Raw genomic sequence first — 15476 nt, forward strand, 5'->3', positions numbered from 1 at the left:
CTAATTACTGTAATGTGCTGAGGAATTGCATCACACGGTCATTGTCTTGGTTTTCCAGTTCTTTGATGATGTGCAGGTAGGTGCTTTGCGTGGTGCTCATGTTGGCATGACCGAGACGTCTTGCCACAGACGCGACGGAAACTCCCGCGTAAAGCAGCAGCGAGGCGTGTGTGTGTCTTAACCCGTGGACGGAGATTATCGGGACATCCGCCTGTGCACAGAGTCGGGCAAGCCTATCGTTGACCGTGGAGTTGTAGATGCGTTTCCCCTCATGCACGAACAGCGGTTTGTCTTCGGGACGCCCTTCGGATAGCTGTTTGAGTTGCATGCACAACATCCAATCAATCCGGATCTTCCTATTGGAGGATTTGTTCTTCGTCTTGGCGAAACGTCCCATGGAATCCTTGTAGCTCCAAGTCTTGCTGACATTGAGCATTTGCCTATGGAAGTCGACGTCCTGCGGCGTGACGGCGAGGGCTTCTGCAAAACGCAGTCCGGTCTTTGCGATCAGCAACAGCAAATAGTCGACGTTTGGAATTCCACGTAGTTCCAGTTGGTCTAGAAACTTCTGCAGCTCGTGCTGGTTGAGGAATTTGGGTTTGTGCTTTCGAGACACGGTTCCCTTGATCACGACCTTGAGCGTGGGATCCCGTGGAATGACGCCTTCCTCCACCGCATCAAGCAGAGCAGCCTTGACCTGATGGTGGAAATCCATGACTGTCTGGCGCTCATGGTCTTCCGCGAAGACATTGAGCAGCTGCTGATATTCGATTCGCGTGATGCTACCCAAGGACAATCTGGGTGCAAGCTTCAACAGATGCTGGTATGTCAGCTCGTATTTGCGGAAGGTGACATCGGTCACCGCTCCTTTCTTGTACATCTCCATCCAGTTATGGAAGTACGTCGGCAGATACTGGTTCTTATGCATGATTACCTTTCCACCGTCACCCACACGGCGACAGCGGAAACAGGCTAAACCTCATACGAACAAACGTTGCAGGTAAGCGGTCTTTCGCCGCTCAAGTAATTCGATTTTTCGTGCCAAAGCAGCGGCAAGATCGTCTAGTGCGTGAAAGAACTCGCCGATAGTTTTACGTTCTTGTGTGCTCGGAACTTTAAGTTCCCAATCTTTCAGTTTAGCGGCATTAAGATTGGGTTGCGTGCCCGTTGATATCAGCGGCAACCATTCATGACAGATGTCTGCTTTCTCTAAACGAGAAAATAAGAAATCTCGGATACAGGTTTCTTCAGGGATCACCATATTAAAGAAAGCTTGACTTGTTGCAAGCTCGATGTCAAGAATCGCTACTTTCCCAACACTCGCATACATGGCAAGAGTAATCGATCCTTTAGGAACGAGCCAAGCTGCGCTATTATCTAAGCCTCTTTGAGTGATCTTCTTTTGAGTTGCAGAGACCGCTCGTCCCGAGAGATCCGAGATACCGAGAAACGGAATCTTGCCGTTGTAATACTCAGGATGTTGAACTGAGGGGGTGCCTCCAGACCCGACCCGAATGCACAACTCCTCTAACTTACGCTGCTGCCAGGGTTTTGTGAATCCTTTGAACCGCAGGCGTTGGCCGAAGATGGCCTGCAAATAGTATCGTTTCTTGAGTTTGAGAAGGTCGGCCTTTTTCTTGGCGGCAGCGATAAGCTTGTCAATTGTATGGAGAAACAAAACAATGCGATATTGTTCTTCAATATTTGGGATATTAAGGGACATATCCAAAAACGTAGGAACATGAACTCGCTTTGCTTTTCTTGAACCGTCCGCAAGATTACCTTGATATAAATAAGTATGTTTGCTGAGGCATGTCATTAAAATGAAATTCGGATCAGCAGATGGTAAAATGTCAAAGGCTGGCGAATCCGCTGTGGACTCGTACCCGTCAAGTTCGGGTGGCACTAATCCAAAAGCCGCATGAAGGAAATCTAGCTTCCCATACATCAGTTGCCCGGTATGCCGAATATAATATTTCGTTGCATTGCTGCCTGCTGTCACCGTCTCTTTCTCGACCACGCCTTTGCCCCACAGTTTTACTGTTAGTTTATTCGCTTCAGAACCATCGTGCCCCGGAATATTGCTCTCGATTAAGTAGTCCGAATACTTACGCTGCTGCCAAGTTCGTGAAGTGTTCTTCCTAGGAGGATGTGAGTGTTTGCATCGCGAACTCTGAACTGTTTGATTCGGCGTTTGGCGGTTGACGTGAGGCGACTTTTGCGCTGTTGCTGGATTGCAACGTAAAGTGGACAGTGGGCCGCTGTCCCCGGTTGCCCCGTTCGCCTAGAATGAGTGGAGTTTGCATCGTCAAGAGGAACACGAGGGAACACGGCATGTCATTCGAGCATCCGAACCGGAGCAACGCATCCATCCACGAGGTCGAGCGCGAGATCATGCGCCGGCCGCCGGAACATAACACCACCAATCTGGATCTGGACCGGATGAACCTGATGCTCGACGTGCTGGGTCATCCGGAGGAGTCGTTCCGCGTCATCCACGTCACCGGCACCAACGGCAAGGGCTCCACGGCCCGCATGGCGGAGGCCATCTGCCGCGCCTACGGCATGCGCACCGGCCTGTACACCTCGCCGCATCTGGAACGCATCAACGAGCGCATCGCCATCGACGGCCAGTCGCTGAGCGACGACGACTTCGTGGACACCTGGGATCAGGTCAAGGATCTGGTCGATCTGGTGGACGCCAGGATGGAGGAACAGGGCAAGCCGAGGATGAGCTTCTTCGAGGTGCTGACCGCCATGGCGATCTGGAAGTTCGCCGACGCGCCGGTGGACGTGGCCGTCGTGGAGGTGGGCATGGGGGGTGCCTGGGACGCCACCAACGTGCTGAATGCCGACGCGGCCGTCATCGGACCGGTGGATATGGACCACATGCAGTGGCTGGGCGATACGGTCGAGCAGATCGCCGCCGAGAAGGCCGGCATCATCAAGCCCGGCTGCACCGCCGTGATCGGCCCGCAGCCGCACGAGCAGGCCGTGATGCCGATCCTGGAGGAGGCGGCCGAACGCAATCACGCCAGGATGCTGCGCGACGGGTACGAGATGGAGGTCGTCTCGCGCGCCCCGGCCGTTGGCGGACAACTGGTCACGCTGCGCACCCCGTTGGGGGAGTACGCGGAGATCCCGGTCGCTAAGTTCGGTGAGCATCAGGCGCACAACGCGCTGGCCGCGCTCGCCGCCGCCGAGGCGGTGATCCCGGTTTCCGGACAGCTGAACGCGGATATCGTATCCGAGGCGTTGGGCGGCGTGAAGGTGCCGGGCCGCATCGAGCAGGTGCGCACCTCGCCGACGATCATCATCGACGGCGGTCATAACGTGAACGCCGCCGAGGCGCTGCGCGCCGCCATCGAGGAGAACTATGACTTCACGCAGCTGGTCGGTGTCATCGCCATGATGGGCGACAAGCAGGTGGAGGAGTACCTGGGCGTGCTCGAACCGCTGCTCAGCCATGTGGTGGTGACCGAGAACTCGTGGCGCGAACGCGTCATGTCGGCCAAGGATCTGGAACAGGTGGCCGTGCGCGTGTTCGGCCGCGACCGGGTGACCTGCGAGCCGGATCTGCCCGACGCCATCCAGACCGCCGTGAACATGGTGGACGCCGAGGATGAGCTGGGCGTCGGCTACGGGCATGGTGTGCTGATCTGCGGCAGTTTCGTGACCGCCGGCGACGCCCGCACGATGCTCAAGGAGCATGCGCTGGGCGATCTGGCCAGGCCGAAGGCCGAGCGCGTGAACCCCGCCGACCTTACGCCCGAAGGCGCCGTCGCGACCGAGTCCGGGGACGACGAGGACGACGGGGACGAGACCGCCGGTCCGGCCCTCGACGCCGACGAGGATTTCGCCACCGACGCGAATCCGGACTTCGCCGACTCCGATTTCGGCATCTTCGACGTGGCCAAGGCGCAGGCCGAACTGGAACAGGACGCGCAGGCGATTATGGACAAGGTGTCCGGCGGCGCCAAGGATGAGTCATGATGCGCCGGCGCGGGCCGTCAGGTCCGGGAGAGGGCCGCTGACATGTATCTGAAGGAGCTCACGCTGCGCGGCTTCAAGTCGTTCGCCTCGGCCACGACCCTCCGGTTCGAGCCCGGCATCACCGCCGTGGTCGGGCCGAACGGGTCGGGCAAGTCGAACATTGTGGACGCGCTGACGTGGGTGATGGGCGAGCAGGGCGCCAAGAACCTGCGCGGCAGCTCGATGGAGGACGTGATCTTCGCGGGCACGTCGAGCCGTCCGCCGCTGGGCCGCGCCCAGGTGAGTCTGACCATCGACAACACCGACCGCACGCTCGACATCGACTACACCGAAGTCACGATCTCGCGCACCATCTACCGCAACGGTGGCTCCGAATACGCCATCAACGGCTCCCCGTGCCGCCTGCTGGACATCCAGGAGCTGCTGAGCGATACGGGGCTGGGACAGCAGATGCACGTCATCGTGGGCCAGGGGCGGCTCGACGCCATCCTCAAGGCCGATCCGAGCGGCCACCGCGCGTTCATCGAGGAGGCGGCCGGCATCCTCAAACACCGCAAGCGCAAGGAGCGTGCGCTGCGCAAGCTGGCGAACACCGAAACCAACCTGTCCCGATTGGACGACCTGCTCGGCGAGATCCGCCGTCAGCTCGGACCGCTCGGCAGACAGGCGCGCATCTCCCGTCGGGCCGACAGCATCCAGATCAGCCTGCGTGACGCGCAGGCGCGACTGTACGCCGAGGACGCCTGCGAATCGATGAAACGTCGGGAAGCGCTGCGTACGGAACTGACCGCGGTGCGTACGCAGCTGAACGCCGCACAGCACGACCTGGCCCAGATCAAGGTCCGCATCGAACAGGTGGAGGCGCTGAGCTCCCAATCCAGTCCGGCCATGGCCCGCATCAACCAGACCTTCCACGAGTTGTCGCGCATCGAGGAGCGACTGCACGCGCTCGCCCAGCTGGCGGGGGAGCGCAGCCGGTCGCTGGCCGGGCAGATCGTCACGAACTTCGGCGAGGACCCGGGCATCCTGGAGCAACGCGCCGCGGAACTGGACGCCCAGGCGCAGGACCAGCAGCGCACGGTCTCGGATATGCGACTGGCATTCGACAAGGCCACGGAACAGCGTGCGGACGGCGAGAAGCGGCTGGCCTCGGTCCGGCAGACGCTGAACGAGCTGCGCCGCACCGCGCAGCAGCGTGAGACGCAGATCGCCAATCTGCGTGAGCTGGTGGCCCGCGAGGAATCGGCGGTGCAACTGGCCGAAACCAGAATCCGTGATTTCAGCGGCCAGCGCGAGACGCTGGTGCGGCAGCACGACGAGGCCGAACGCCAACGGCAGGCGTTGGAACGGGAGTCTGAGGCTTCGGACGATGACGGCGGCGCGGCGCTGGACGCCGCACGCGAGACCGTGTCCCGGCTGCAGGACGAGCTCAACGCCGTCGAGGCGCGGCGGCGCGAGGTGGATGGACGGATCATCTCGCTGCAGGCCAAGGCCGACGCGCTCAAGGACACGCTGGACAGCCGTAATGCCTCCGGAAGCCTGGAACGGGACGCCTCCCTGGAGACGATGGGTCGGCTGACCGATTTCATCCGCGTCGCCGAAGGCTGGGAGGAAGGCGTCGCCCGCGCATTGGAGCAGTTCGCCGGTGCCATGGTGGTGCCGGGCCGGGAGCAGATGCTGCATGCGCTTAAGAAGGCGAAGGCCGACAAGCTCGGCAAGGCCGTGATCCTGACCGCCGCGCCCGATTCGGCGTCAGAGGCGTCCCACGTGGCGGCGGGACGTCCCACGGTCGCGCGAACGGCGGATGCCGGCCGATCCGTCACGCCGTTGGCTTCTTTGGTGGAGCTCAACCCCGATGCCGCGGATCCGGCACGGGCCGGTGACGTGGCCGACACGGTACGGGTGCTGCTGGCCGATGTCGCCGCCGTGGACGATGTGGCGCAGGCGCAGCGGGTGACCGCTGGCATGACCGGATTCACCCGCGCGGTGACACGCGACGGTGAGGTGGTGGTCGCCGGCGTGGCGGCGATCGGCGGCTCATCGCTCTCGCAGAGCGACCTGTCGCTGGCCTCCCGCAGGGATAAGGCGCTGCATGAGGTCGCCGGACTCAAGGTGGAATTGGCGGATCTCGACGCGCAGGTGGCGCAGGCTCGTGACGCGCGGGACCGGGCGCGGCTCGCCGTCGACGCCGCGGCGCAGCGGCGGACCGAACTGCGGTTGCGGATCCAGCAGGCCGAGAAGGCGCTGCGCGGCGCCGTCGACCGTGTCGCCAGCCTGAGCCGGCAGGTGACGGCGATGGACGAGCGCATCGCCAAAACCCGGGAGGATGCGCAGTCGCATCGGCTCAAACTGGATGATCTGAACCGGGCCTTGGTCTCGGCGCAGACCTCCACCGGCGAGCATGCTGACTTCGACGATCTGACCGACCGCGAACGGGAACTGGAACAGAGCCTGAACGCGGCGCGTGAACAGGAGGTTTCGGCCAGGATTGCGTGGACGGAGGCGAACCGCAAGGCCGAATCCCTGACCCGGCAGGCGGGGCTGCTGCATGACAACGCGCGGGAGGCCGCCGAACGCCGGACACGCCTGGAGACGTTGAACGAACGCCGCCGCAGGCAGATGGCGCGCATCGAACGCATCGCCGCCGATGCGGACGCGGTGGCCGGATTGGTGGCGGCGAGCATCCGGAACGTGGTCGCACGCCGCGAGGAGCTGCAGGCCGCCGTATCCAGCCACGACGAGGAGCTCAAGACGCTGCGCGCCCAACGCAACGAGATCGAGCCGCGCGTGGCCGGATTGCAGCGGCGCGAGCACGAGCTGGACGTGGACCGTGAACGGTTGGCCGCCGCATACGGGCAGCTGATGCAGAAGGTGGCCGATGCCGTCGGCATGGGGTTGGACGAACTGGTGGCGCAGTACGGCCCCGACCAGCCGGTTCCCGTGCTCGATGACGACGGGCGACCGGTGCCGTTGGACGACGGCGATGACGCCGCACGGTCGGATGAGTCAGGCGATACCGGGGCCGACGGCCCGGCGGACGGAGACGCCGCCGCACCCGTGGCGTACCGCACGGTGCCGTACGTGCGCGCCGAACAGGTCAAACGACTGGAGAAGGCGAAGCGGGACCTGGCTGCGCTCGGCAAGGTCAACCCGTTGGCGGCCGAGGAGTACGAGGCGTTGGAGGCCCGAAACCGGTATCTGAACGACCAGCGCAACGACGTGGTGAACAGTCGCGACGATCTGATGACGCTGATTCGCGACTTGGACAAGACGATGGTGGAGGTGTTCCGCAGCGCGTTCGAGGATACGGCGGCCGCATTCGAGCAGGTGTTCGCCACGCTGTTCCCGGGCGGCACCGGCCGGCTGCGGCTGGAGAACCCGGACGATCTGCTGACCACCGGCGTGCTGGTGGAGGCCAGCCCGGCCGGCAAGCGCGTCAAGCAGCTGAGCCTGCTGTCCGGCGGCGAACGGTCGCTGACCGCGCTGGCGCTGCTGTTCGCCATCTTCACCGCGCGTCCGAGCCCGTTCTACGTGATGGACGAGGTGGAGGCCGCATTGGATGACGTGAACCTGACCCGGCTGCTCAACGCGTTCGAGCAGTTGCGTTCGCACGCCCAGCTCATCGTCATCACCCATCAGCAGCGCACGATGTCGATTGCCGACGCGCTGTACGGCGTCACGATGCGCGCCGACGGCGTGACCGCCGTGGTCAGCCAGAAGCTCAAACGGGCGGGTTAGCGCAGGGCGAGTGCGCGGGCCGCGGTGTCCTGCACCAGGACGGCCTGGGCGTCGATGATGGGCAGCTGCGGCATTGGGAACGCCTCGTTGAGCACGCTGAGCTCGGTGCATCCGAGGATCAGCGCATCGCAGTGGCAGGGGCCCGACGGGTCGAGCATATCCCGCAGCACCGATTCGTACCGGGCAAGGCTCAGGTCGCCCGACCCCTTCACATCATCGTAGATTAGCGAAGTGATGCGGTCTTGCAACCCCTGGCCGGGCTCCACGAACACGTATCCCGCCTCTTCGACGGCCCTCCGGTACACGCCGGAAGCGCGCGACCCCTCGGTGCCGAGGAAACCGACGCGACGGCACCGCGCCCCCGGATAGGACGCGGCGAGCTTGGCGACGGCCCCGCGCGGCATGTGCAGGATCGGCACGTCGGTCAGCGCCTGCAGCCGTTCATGGAACACATGCGCGGTGTTGCAGGTCAGCACGATGAACGCGGCGCCCATCGCGGTGGCCTTGGCCACGTCGTCCGCCAGCACGGGGAACGGGTCGTCGTCGCTCCTGCCGAGGATGAACGCCGTCCGGTCGGGCACCGAGGCGTCGTTGAACACCACATAATCCAGGAAATCCTGATCCGTGTGGGTCGGCACGGCACGGTTGACCAGCCGGATGAAGCTCTCGGTGGCCAACGTGCCCATGCCGCCCAGCACCGCGAAGAACGGACGCCTCATTTCAGGTCGGCCTTCTTGCGGAACCACGTGGCGTAGCTCTTCTTGTAGAGGGCGAACATGTGGCGCACCATCAGCCAGCGCAGCGGGTTCATGTCCTTCTTGTACTCCAGCGTGGTGCCCCAGTCGCCGTCGCGCAGCATGCGCATGCCGCGGTCCTTGTCCTCGCCGGGCTCCACGTAGTCCTCGAAGATGGACCGGGGAATCTCCAGCCACAGCTTCGAGCCGCGCCCGAACAGCGTCTCGCCGTCGAACGGCGTGTCCTCCACCAGGTCCTCAACGAAGTAGCGGGCCAGGTTGAAGCCGTTGAGCGTCACGAAATAGCTGGAGCGGCCCTGGCGCAGGTTGATCTCGAAGAGCTTGTACTCGCCGTCGCGCTCGTCGTACTTCATGTCGAAGTTCGCCACGCCCTCGTACTCGATGGCCTCCAGGAAGGCCTTGATCCGGCGGAACACGTCCTCGTTGTAGTCGGGGATGATCGCCGCGTAGTTGCCTACCGCCACGGGGGAGGGGTCCTCAAGCAGCGGATGGCCGAGGAACATCATGCGCACGCGGTGGTGCTTGTCCACGTAGGCGTTGAGCACGCGCATATGCGAGTCGTCGCCGGGGATGAAGTCCTGGATCACCATCTCGGAGGTGTATCCGGCGTCGTAGGCGCGTCGGATGATCGTCTCCAACTGCTCCGGCGTGTCCAGGATGTAGGCCTTCTTGCGCCCCTCGAAGTCGATATTCAGCCATTCCACGCTGTTGGCCGGCTTCATGGCCACCGGGTAGTCGAACGGCAGGTCGCGGTACTCGCCGGCCTTCACCTGCTCGGCGGTCACCGTCTTGGTCTTGGGATGGGGCAGCCCGTACTGCTCGCACATCCGGTAGAACGTGGACTTGTACGCCAGCTTGCGCGACAGCTGGATGTCGAGCGTGTTGTACACGTAGTAGTGTTTCAGGTCGTCGCCGCACTGGCTGAGCAGGTTCGCGTACACGTCGCCGCAGGGGATCAGCAGCAGCGCGCGGTCCGGGTCCTCCTGCTTGAGCCGCTTGCCTTCGGCCAGCATGGTGTCCCGGAAGGTCACGAAATTGTTGAAGTCGGGGACGATGCGGACGTCGACGATCCTGCTGAACTTCGTGGGGCTCAGTTGGAAGTAGGCGTAGGCCCGGGATGTGATGCCGTACGCCTCGTGGAAGGCGCGGGCCATGCCGTAGACGTTGATGTCGCTGCCCAGCAGAATCGGTAGAAAACGAGTCATGGTGTTCACTGTAGCTTGAGGGGTGTGCTTGGGGTCGATGGATGGGAGGGGATCACAGGCCGAGCAGCCGGCGTGCGATGGGGGCGTCGCCCTCGTAAGGCACCGGCTTGCCGTTGATGATGTTGCGGCGTTCATGCCCCTTGCCGGCCAGCAGCACCACGTTGAACCGGTCGGCGTGGCGCCGGGCGTCCTCGATGGCCGCGCGGATCGCGTTCTCGCGGGGCACGATGACATGCGTCTCGGCGTGCGGGTCGGTCACGTACGAGCGCATCTGTTCGGCGATGGTCGTGGGGTCCTCGAAGTTGGGGTCGTCGAGCGTGAAGTAGAACGCCTCGGCGCGGCCATCGGCGCCCTTGACGATGCCTTCGCGCCGGTCGATGGCCTTGCCGCCGGTGGAGCCGGCCACCAGCGTGATGCGCGGATTGCGGTCGCCGTACGCGCGCAGCGCCTCGTCGACCAGTGCCTTGCAGCTCAGGTAATTGTGGGCGAAATCCACATACACCACCAGGTTGCCGCCCGCCGTGATGCGTTCCATGCGGCCGGGCACGCTCACCCGTTCAATCGCGTGGATCGCCGGGTCGGTGGCCGGCACGCCGGCCTTGAGGGCCATCGCCACGGCGGCCGCCGCGTTGGCGATGTTGAACGTGCCCGGCATCGCCAGCTCGAACGGTCCCAGCTCCGCGCCGTCCGCGGTCAGGAGGAATCCCATGCGGTTGTGCGGATCGGGGCGCGCCGCCACGAACAGGTCGCGGGCGCCGCTGCAGCTGTCCGTGCCGGCTGTGCCGTCCGTGCCGTCGAGGAAGGCGTACTGCGCCACCGGCACGTCGGCCATGGCGGCGTCCTGCATCAGCAGCCGGTGGTGGTCGCACGCGGCATCGAGCACCAGTGTTGTGCTGTTGGTGATGAGTTGGCGTTTGCAGTGGAGGTAGTCTTCGAAGGTGGGGTGTTCGATGGGGCTGATGTGGTCGGGGGAGATGTTGAGGAATGCTCCGATGTCGAAGTTGAGGCCGTGGACGCGGTGGACTTTGTAGGCTTGGGAGGAGACCTCCATGACCAGGTAGCGCATGCCGTTGTCGGCGGCCTGGCGCATCATCCGGAACGCATCCAACGACTCCGGCGTCGTCAGCTTCGAGTCGGTGTAGGTGCGGCCGTCCAGACAGGTCTGTTCGGAGGAGAACAGCGCCGCGCGCTGGTTGCTGTAGTCGTTCAGGATGGCGTGGACCAGGTAGGCGGTGGTGGTCTTGCCTTTGGTGCCGGTGATGCCGATGACGGTCAGCTCGTCCTGCGGGCGGCCGTAGAACTCCGCCGACAGCAGGCTCATCGCCTTGTGCACATCGTCCACGATCAGTCCGGGGGCGGCGGTGCGGTCGGAGTGGTCGTTCTCCGCCACGTAGACGGCCAGGCCGCGCTCGTCGATGCCGTCCAGGAACTCGGGACGGAACCGTCCCTTGACGAACAGCATCGACCCCGGCGTCACGGTGCGCGTGTCGTAGGTGACCGCGGCGATCGGATCGTCGGCGCCGGGGACATCGGATGCGTCCAGCGTCCAACCACCGGTATGGATGATCTCGCGCAGCAGATGGTGCCGTTCGAGCAGTTGCGCCGCCGTGGCGATGGTGAATGCCGGCATGGGTCGTCAAGCCTCCTGGGTCCGTATGCCTGCACGATCCCGGTGACCGTGCAGGATACGATGCTACTCCAAGGGCTCACTGAGCAGACGCGCCACCACCTTGTCATCACCCTCATAGGGCATATGGCGGTTCCGGTCCTTGATCCAACGTTCGTGCCCCTTGCCGATGACCAGCACCATGTCCCAGCGCTCGGGGTTGCTCCGGGCATCCCGGATGGCCTCGGTCAGCGCCGTCACACGGTCCACGACGATCCGCGCGTCCACGTCCGGATTGGTGACGTGCCGCAGCATATCGTTGCAGATGTCCTCATACGGTTCGGTGTCGGTGTCCTCGGCGGTGAAGACGAACCGGCCGATGCGGTGCTGGGCGGCCTCCACGATCTCCCGACGGCGGCCGATCGCCTTGTTGCCGGCCGCGCCGGTGACCAGGGTGATATACGGTTGGTCGGCGCCGTACCGGCTGTCGACGAAGTCGAGCAGCGCGGCGACGCTGGCGAAGTTGTGCGCATAGTCCACGATGGCCCAGGTCCGCGTATCCGGATCGGCGAGCACCTCCATGCGTCCCGGAACGGTCACGGTCTCGACCGCGTGCAGGGCGGGGCTGTCGGCGGGCACACCGGCGGCGGTCGCGATGGCCATGGCCGCGGCGGCGTTGGCGATGTTGCAGTCGCCGGGCAGCCGCAGCCGGAACGTGCCGGCTGCGTGGTCGCGGATGATGACGCGGAAGTCGTCCGGATCAGCTCCGTCCGCAACCGCGGCGATCGTGTGCGCCGTCTTGTGGCCGTCGTCGGGGCCGTGTACGGAGAAGTCGACGACCGGAATCCCGGCGTGGGCGGCGTCCTGCCGCAGCAGCTGCACACGGTCGCAGTCGGCGTTGACGACGAGTGTTGTGCTGTTGGTGATGAGTTGGCGTTTGCAGTGGAGGTAGTCTTCGAAGGTGGGGTGTTCGATGGGGCTGATGTGGTCGGGGGAGATGTTGAGGAATGCTCCGATGTCGAAGGTCAGTCCGTGGACGCGGTGGACCTTGTAGGCTTGTGAGGAGACCTCCATGACCAGGTAGCGCATGCCGTTGTCGGCGGCCTGGCGCATCATCCGGAACGCATCCAACGACTCCGGCGTCGTCAGGTCGGACTCCTCGTAGGTATGGCCGTCCAGGCAATTGTCCACGGAGGAGAACAGCGCGCAGCGGCCGCCCGAATGGGCGTTGAGGATCGCCTGCGTCAGGTAGGCGGTGGTGGTTTTGCCTTTGGTGCCGGTGATGCCGATGACGGTCAGCTCGTCCTGCGGGCGGCCGTAGAACTCCGCCGACAGCAGGCTGAGCGCCTTGCGCGGGTCGTTCACGATCAGTCCCGGGGCGCGGGTGGCGGCCGAATAATCGGTGTCGGCCACGTAGGCGGCCAGCCCCCGCCCGTCCAAACCGTCCAGATATTCCGGCCGGAACCGACCCTTGCAGACGAGCAGCGAACCGCCGTCCACGGTGCGCGTGTCGTAGGTGATGGCGGAGAACGGCACGTCGGCCGCCGGATCGTCGGGGACCTGCATCATCCAACGGTCATCGTGGATGACCTCCCGGAGCAGACCATGGTCGGATAGCAGCCGGGCGGCTGTACGGAGCGTGAGCGGCATGGATATGGTCCTTTCATGCGGACGTTGGGAACAGTGTAATCAAAGTCTCGGACTCTGAGTGTCTCCTGTAAGTCGGGTTACAGCCAGCTCTCACGCACTGGTGCCCGGCCGCGCCCGGCGAGCCAGCGGTTGTACGATTCGCGCCAGGTGCCGTAGGCATGTCGTTGCCAGTCCATCAGACCCTCAAGCGTGATATGACCGACCTGCGGATACAGCGTGGTCATCGGCGCGATCAGGTCGACCGCCGCGATGGTGTCGGCGGTGGCGTCGTGGAAATCACCGTCGGGCTCCACCCCGTAGTATTCGGTGGTGTATTCCAGCGTGCGCTTGCCGGAACGGCGCGATACGGAACGGTCGATGACCAGCGGATCGACCACCAGCATCGCCCGGCCATCCAGCCGCTCCTCCAGGGAACGCAGCTGCCAGCGGTTCAGATCGCCGGCCAGCATCCGGATGTCGAACGGCGCGTTATAGGCGAGCAGCGGGATGCGCTTGCTTTGGGCCAGCGCGATTAGCGAGGCGATGCGCTCGATGGCGTCGATCGGCTCCTCGCCGTGCTCCGCCAGGAACGCGTCGGTGAAGCCGTTGACCTTGCTGGCGCCGGGGCTCATGCGGCGGTGCGGGTTGATGATCCACGTGTCGATGACGTCGCCGTCATGGGCGGATCGCGGATCGCGCAGCACCAACGTGGCGGAGACGATGGCGTCCCTGCCCATGGCCACGCCGGTGGTCTCCGTGTCGAACCCCAACAGCCGGGATTGGCCGAGCGGGGTGTCGGCGTCCTGCACGGGGGCGGCTTCGAGGGCATCCTTCAGATTCGTCATACCGCATATTCTCACGGTCAAATCAGACAAATCGCGCCGACCTGCGGACCGATGCGGTGTCGCGGCATGGTGCGGACGGTACAATGGGCTGTCGTGGGCAGCGAGCATACCGAGACGATAGCGGAGCGGCGGGAACGCTTCGAACGGCTTGCCATGCCCGCCGTCAACGCGTTGTATCGGCAGGCGATGAAGCTGACCAATAACCCCGAGGACGCCCAGGACCTGGTGCAGGACACCTTCGAACGCGGGTTCAAGGCCTTCGACTCGTTCCAGCCGGGCACGAACTTCGAGGCGTGGATGACCACCATCGAACGCAACGCCTACTTCAACCAGTATGCCAAGGCCAAACGCCGCCCGCAGCGGGCCAACGACTCGACCGGCGAATACGACGACTGGGACATTTACTCCGCCTCCGAACACACCTCCGAGGGCCTGAAGTCGGCGGAGCAGGAGTATCTGGACACCTTCGCGCCCGAGGAGATCATGGCGGCGCTCGCCAAACTGAGCCCCGAACGCCGGCAGGTGTTCATCGACGCGGCCATCGACGGCAAGTCCTACCAGCAGGTGGCCGACGAGCAGGGCGTCAAGATCGGCACGGTGATGAGCCGTCTGAACCGCGCCCGCACGCAGCTGAAACGTGAGTTGGCGGCATACGCGCGGGAGCGTGGGTACGGCATTGCGGATTCACCGTCCGCGAACCACGATTCCGGCAAACATGGCGATAATGGAAACAGGACGTCAACCGATGGAAAGGAGCTGGCATGAATCGACATGTAGTGCGCCAGAGCCATATCTCCATCACCAGCCGGACCCATGAGGGCGTGGTGCACACCGACGTGCACATCGCCGAGGTCAACGAGGCAGCGAACGGGGAGTGCTTTGATCCTGAAACCTGTTGCGACGCGCGGGAGCGGGCGCTGATCGAGGCCCTGCGCGCCTACCTGCGCCCCGAACAGGCGCCCGAGTGTCTGCTGACCCGTCTGCGTGCCACGCTGGACCACTGCTGCTGCGAGCAGGATGCGCAGCCGCCGTTCCGGGGGTAATAAAAAATCCGCGGACCCTAAGCGGTTCCGCGGATGCCATGCTCATATCTCAGAGCTCACAGCTCAGGCATTCGGCCTTTTGCCGTGATTTGCTGCCTTTTTGCGACGCGCCTTGCGCTTGCGGCCACGCATGCCCATGATGGACTCCTTTACTGACGGTTAATAAGCCTACGGGATTATCTCACATCCGCGCGACGTTCACAACTTCGGCGGCGTCGCGCGGATGTGGATCCCTGTGGAATCAGGCCTTGCGCATACGGATGAACAGCGTGGTGGAGCTGACCTCGCCCGGCTTGATGACGATGACGTCCTTGCCGGAGCGGAACGCGTTGGCATAGGCGGTCTGCGGCTCCACCGCCACGCCGGCCGGATGGTTGTCCGGGGCGAAGCCGGTGCCGGTGCACACCTGGAACGAGGTGATGGTCTCGTCGCCGCCGACCTCCACGGCCATGCCGTCCGGGCGATACAGCACGGCCGTCACGGTGCCGTCCTCGGCGTGCTTGACATCGGTCCACGCATCGTCGTACGGCTGCTGATCGAGCTTCATCGGCTCGCGGAAGTCGTACTTCGTGCCGTCCACCGGCTCGGTGCCGGTCGGCAGCAGACGGTCGTCGACGGTCACATGCGTGTCGGCGGGCACCATCAGCGAGCACTGCGCGTTC

General features: G+C 63.9%; 12 protein-coding genes and 1 pseudogene. 4 read left to right on the forward strand and 9 right to left on the reverse strand.

The window, feature by feature from the left end; genetic code table 11:
* Nucleotides 1–4 precede the first annotated feature (4 nt).
* Both B4C31_RS04385 and B4C31_RS04390 read right to left on the reverse strand, forming a co-directional pair.
* Entirely contained in the window at nt 5–928 is a 924-nt protein-coding gene (locus B4C31_RS04385) for a site-specific integrase (RefSeq protein WP_291531488.1), read from the reverse strand.
* Between the two features lie 51 nt (nt 929–979).
* Nucleotides 980–2020: a restriction endonuclease subunit S gene (locus B4C31_RS04390; RefSeq protein WP_291531489.1), complete on the reverse strand. Its 1041-nt coding sequence runs from the start codon at nt 2018–2020 to the stop codon at nt 980–982.
* A gap of 314 nt (nt 2021–2334) precedes the next feature.
* Between B4C31_RS04390 and B4C31_RS04395 the strand changes: the two genes are divergently transcribed.
* Both B4C31_RS04395 and smc read left to right on the forward strand, forming a co-directional pair.
* Entirely contained in the window at nt 2335–3993 is a 1659-nt protein-coding gene (locus B4C31_RS04395) for a bifunctional folylpolyglutamate synthase/dihydrofolate synthase (protein ID WP_291531490.1), read from the forward strand.
* Between the two features lie 42 nt (nt 3994–4035).
* Complete coding sequence (gene smc / locus B4C31_RS04400; protein ID WP_291531491.1) at nt 4036–7731, forward strand: chromosome segregation protein SMC; 3696 nt, start codon at nt 4036–4038, stop codon at nt 7729–7731.
* Here smc and B4C31_RS04405 read toward each other — a convergent pair.
* The 5 genes from B4C31_RS04405 to B4C31_RS04425 all read right to left on the reverse strand — a co-directional run bounded on the left by B4C31_RS04405 (nt 7728) and on the right by B4C31_RS04425 (nt 13771).
* Complete coding sequence (locus B4C31_RS04405; protein ID WP_291531492.1) at nt 7728–8450, reverse strand: aspartate/glutamate racemase family protein; 723 nt, start codon at nt 8448–8450, stop codon at nt 7728–7730. The two genes, smc and B4C31_RS04405, sit on opposite strands and share 4 nt — an antisense overlap.
* A complete protein-coding gene (locus B4C31_RS04410) occupies nt 8447–9691 on the reverse strand; it encodes a carboxylate--amine ligase (RefSeq protein ID WP_291531493.1) in 1245 nt (414 codons plus the stop codon). The genes B4C31_RS04405 and B4C31_RS04410 overlap by 4 nt, the downstream gene beginning before the upstream one ends.
* Before the next feature lie 52 nt (nt 9692–9743).
* Nucleotides 9744–11321, reverse strand: a complete 1578-nt coding sequence (locus B4C31_RS04415; RefSeq protein WP_291531494.1) for a UDP-N-acetylmuramoyl-L-alanyl-D-glutamate--2,6-diaminopimelate ligase — start codon at nt 11319–11321, stop codon at nt 9744–9746.
* Nucleotides 11322–11384: 63 nt separating this feature from the next.
* A complete protein-coding gene (locus tag B4C31_RS04420; protein WP_291531495.1) occupies nt 11385–12947 on the reverse strand; it encodes a UDP-N-acetylmuramoyl-L-alanyl-D-glutamate--2,6-diaminopimelate ligase in 1563 nt (520 codons plus the stop codon).
* 77 nt (nt 12948–13024) lie between these two features.
* The gene (locus B4C31_RS04425) at nt 13025–13771 is read right to left on the reverse strand and encodes an exonuclease domain-containing protein (RefSeq protein WP_291531496.1); all 747 of its coding nucleotides are present in this window, start codon (nt 13769–13771) and stop codon (nt 13025–13027) included.
* A gap of 153 nt (nt 13772–13924) precedes the next feature.
* On the opposite strand from B4C31_RS04425, the gene B4C31_RS04430 reads away from it, so the two are divergent.
* Both B4C31_RS04430 and B4C31_RS04435 read left to right on the forward strand, forming a co-directional pair.
* Nucleotides 13925–14536, forward strand: coding sequence for a sigma-70 family RNA polymerase sigma factor (locus B4C31_RS04430; RefSeq protein WP_349679126.1), 612 nt, complete (start codon nt 13925–13927; stop codon nt 14534–14536).
* Entirely contained in the window at nt 14533–14814 is a 282-nt protein-coding gene (locus B4C31_RS04435) for a hypothetical protein (protein ID WP_033505966.1), read from the forward strand. Before B4C31_RS04430 ends, B4C31_RS04435 begins: the two co-directional genes overlap by 4 nt.
* Nucleotides 14815–14877: 63 nt before the next feature.
* Here B4C31_RS04435 and B4C31_RS08815 read toward each other — a convergent pair whose 3' ends face one another.
* Both B4C31_RS08815 and B4C31_RS04440 read right to left on the reverse strand, forming a co-directional pair.
* Nucleotides 14878–14952: a 50S ribosomal protein bL37 gene (locus B4C31_RS08815; protein WP_369803150.1), complete on the reverse strand. Its 75-nt coding sequence runs from the start codon at nt 14950–14952 to the stop codon at nt 14878–14880.
* 103 nt (nt 14953–15055) lie between these two features.
* Nucleotides 15056–15476, reverse strand: a pseudogene (locus B4C31_RS04440) (aldose epimerase); the annotation flags it as partial.

This window comes from Bifidobacterium sp. UBA4282 (assembly GCF_002394995.1).
Classification (GTDB): Bacteria; Actinomycetota; Actinomycetes; order Actinomycetales; family Bifidobacteriaceae; genus Bifidobacterium; species Bifidobacterium pullorum_B.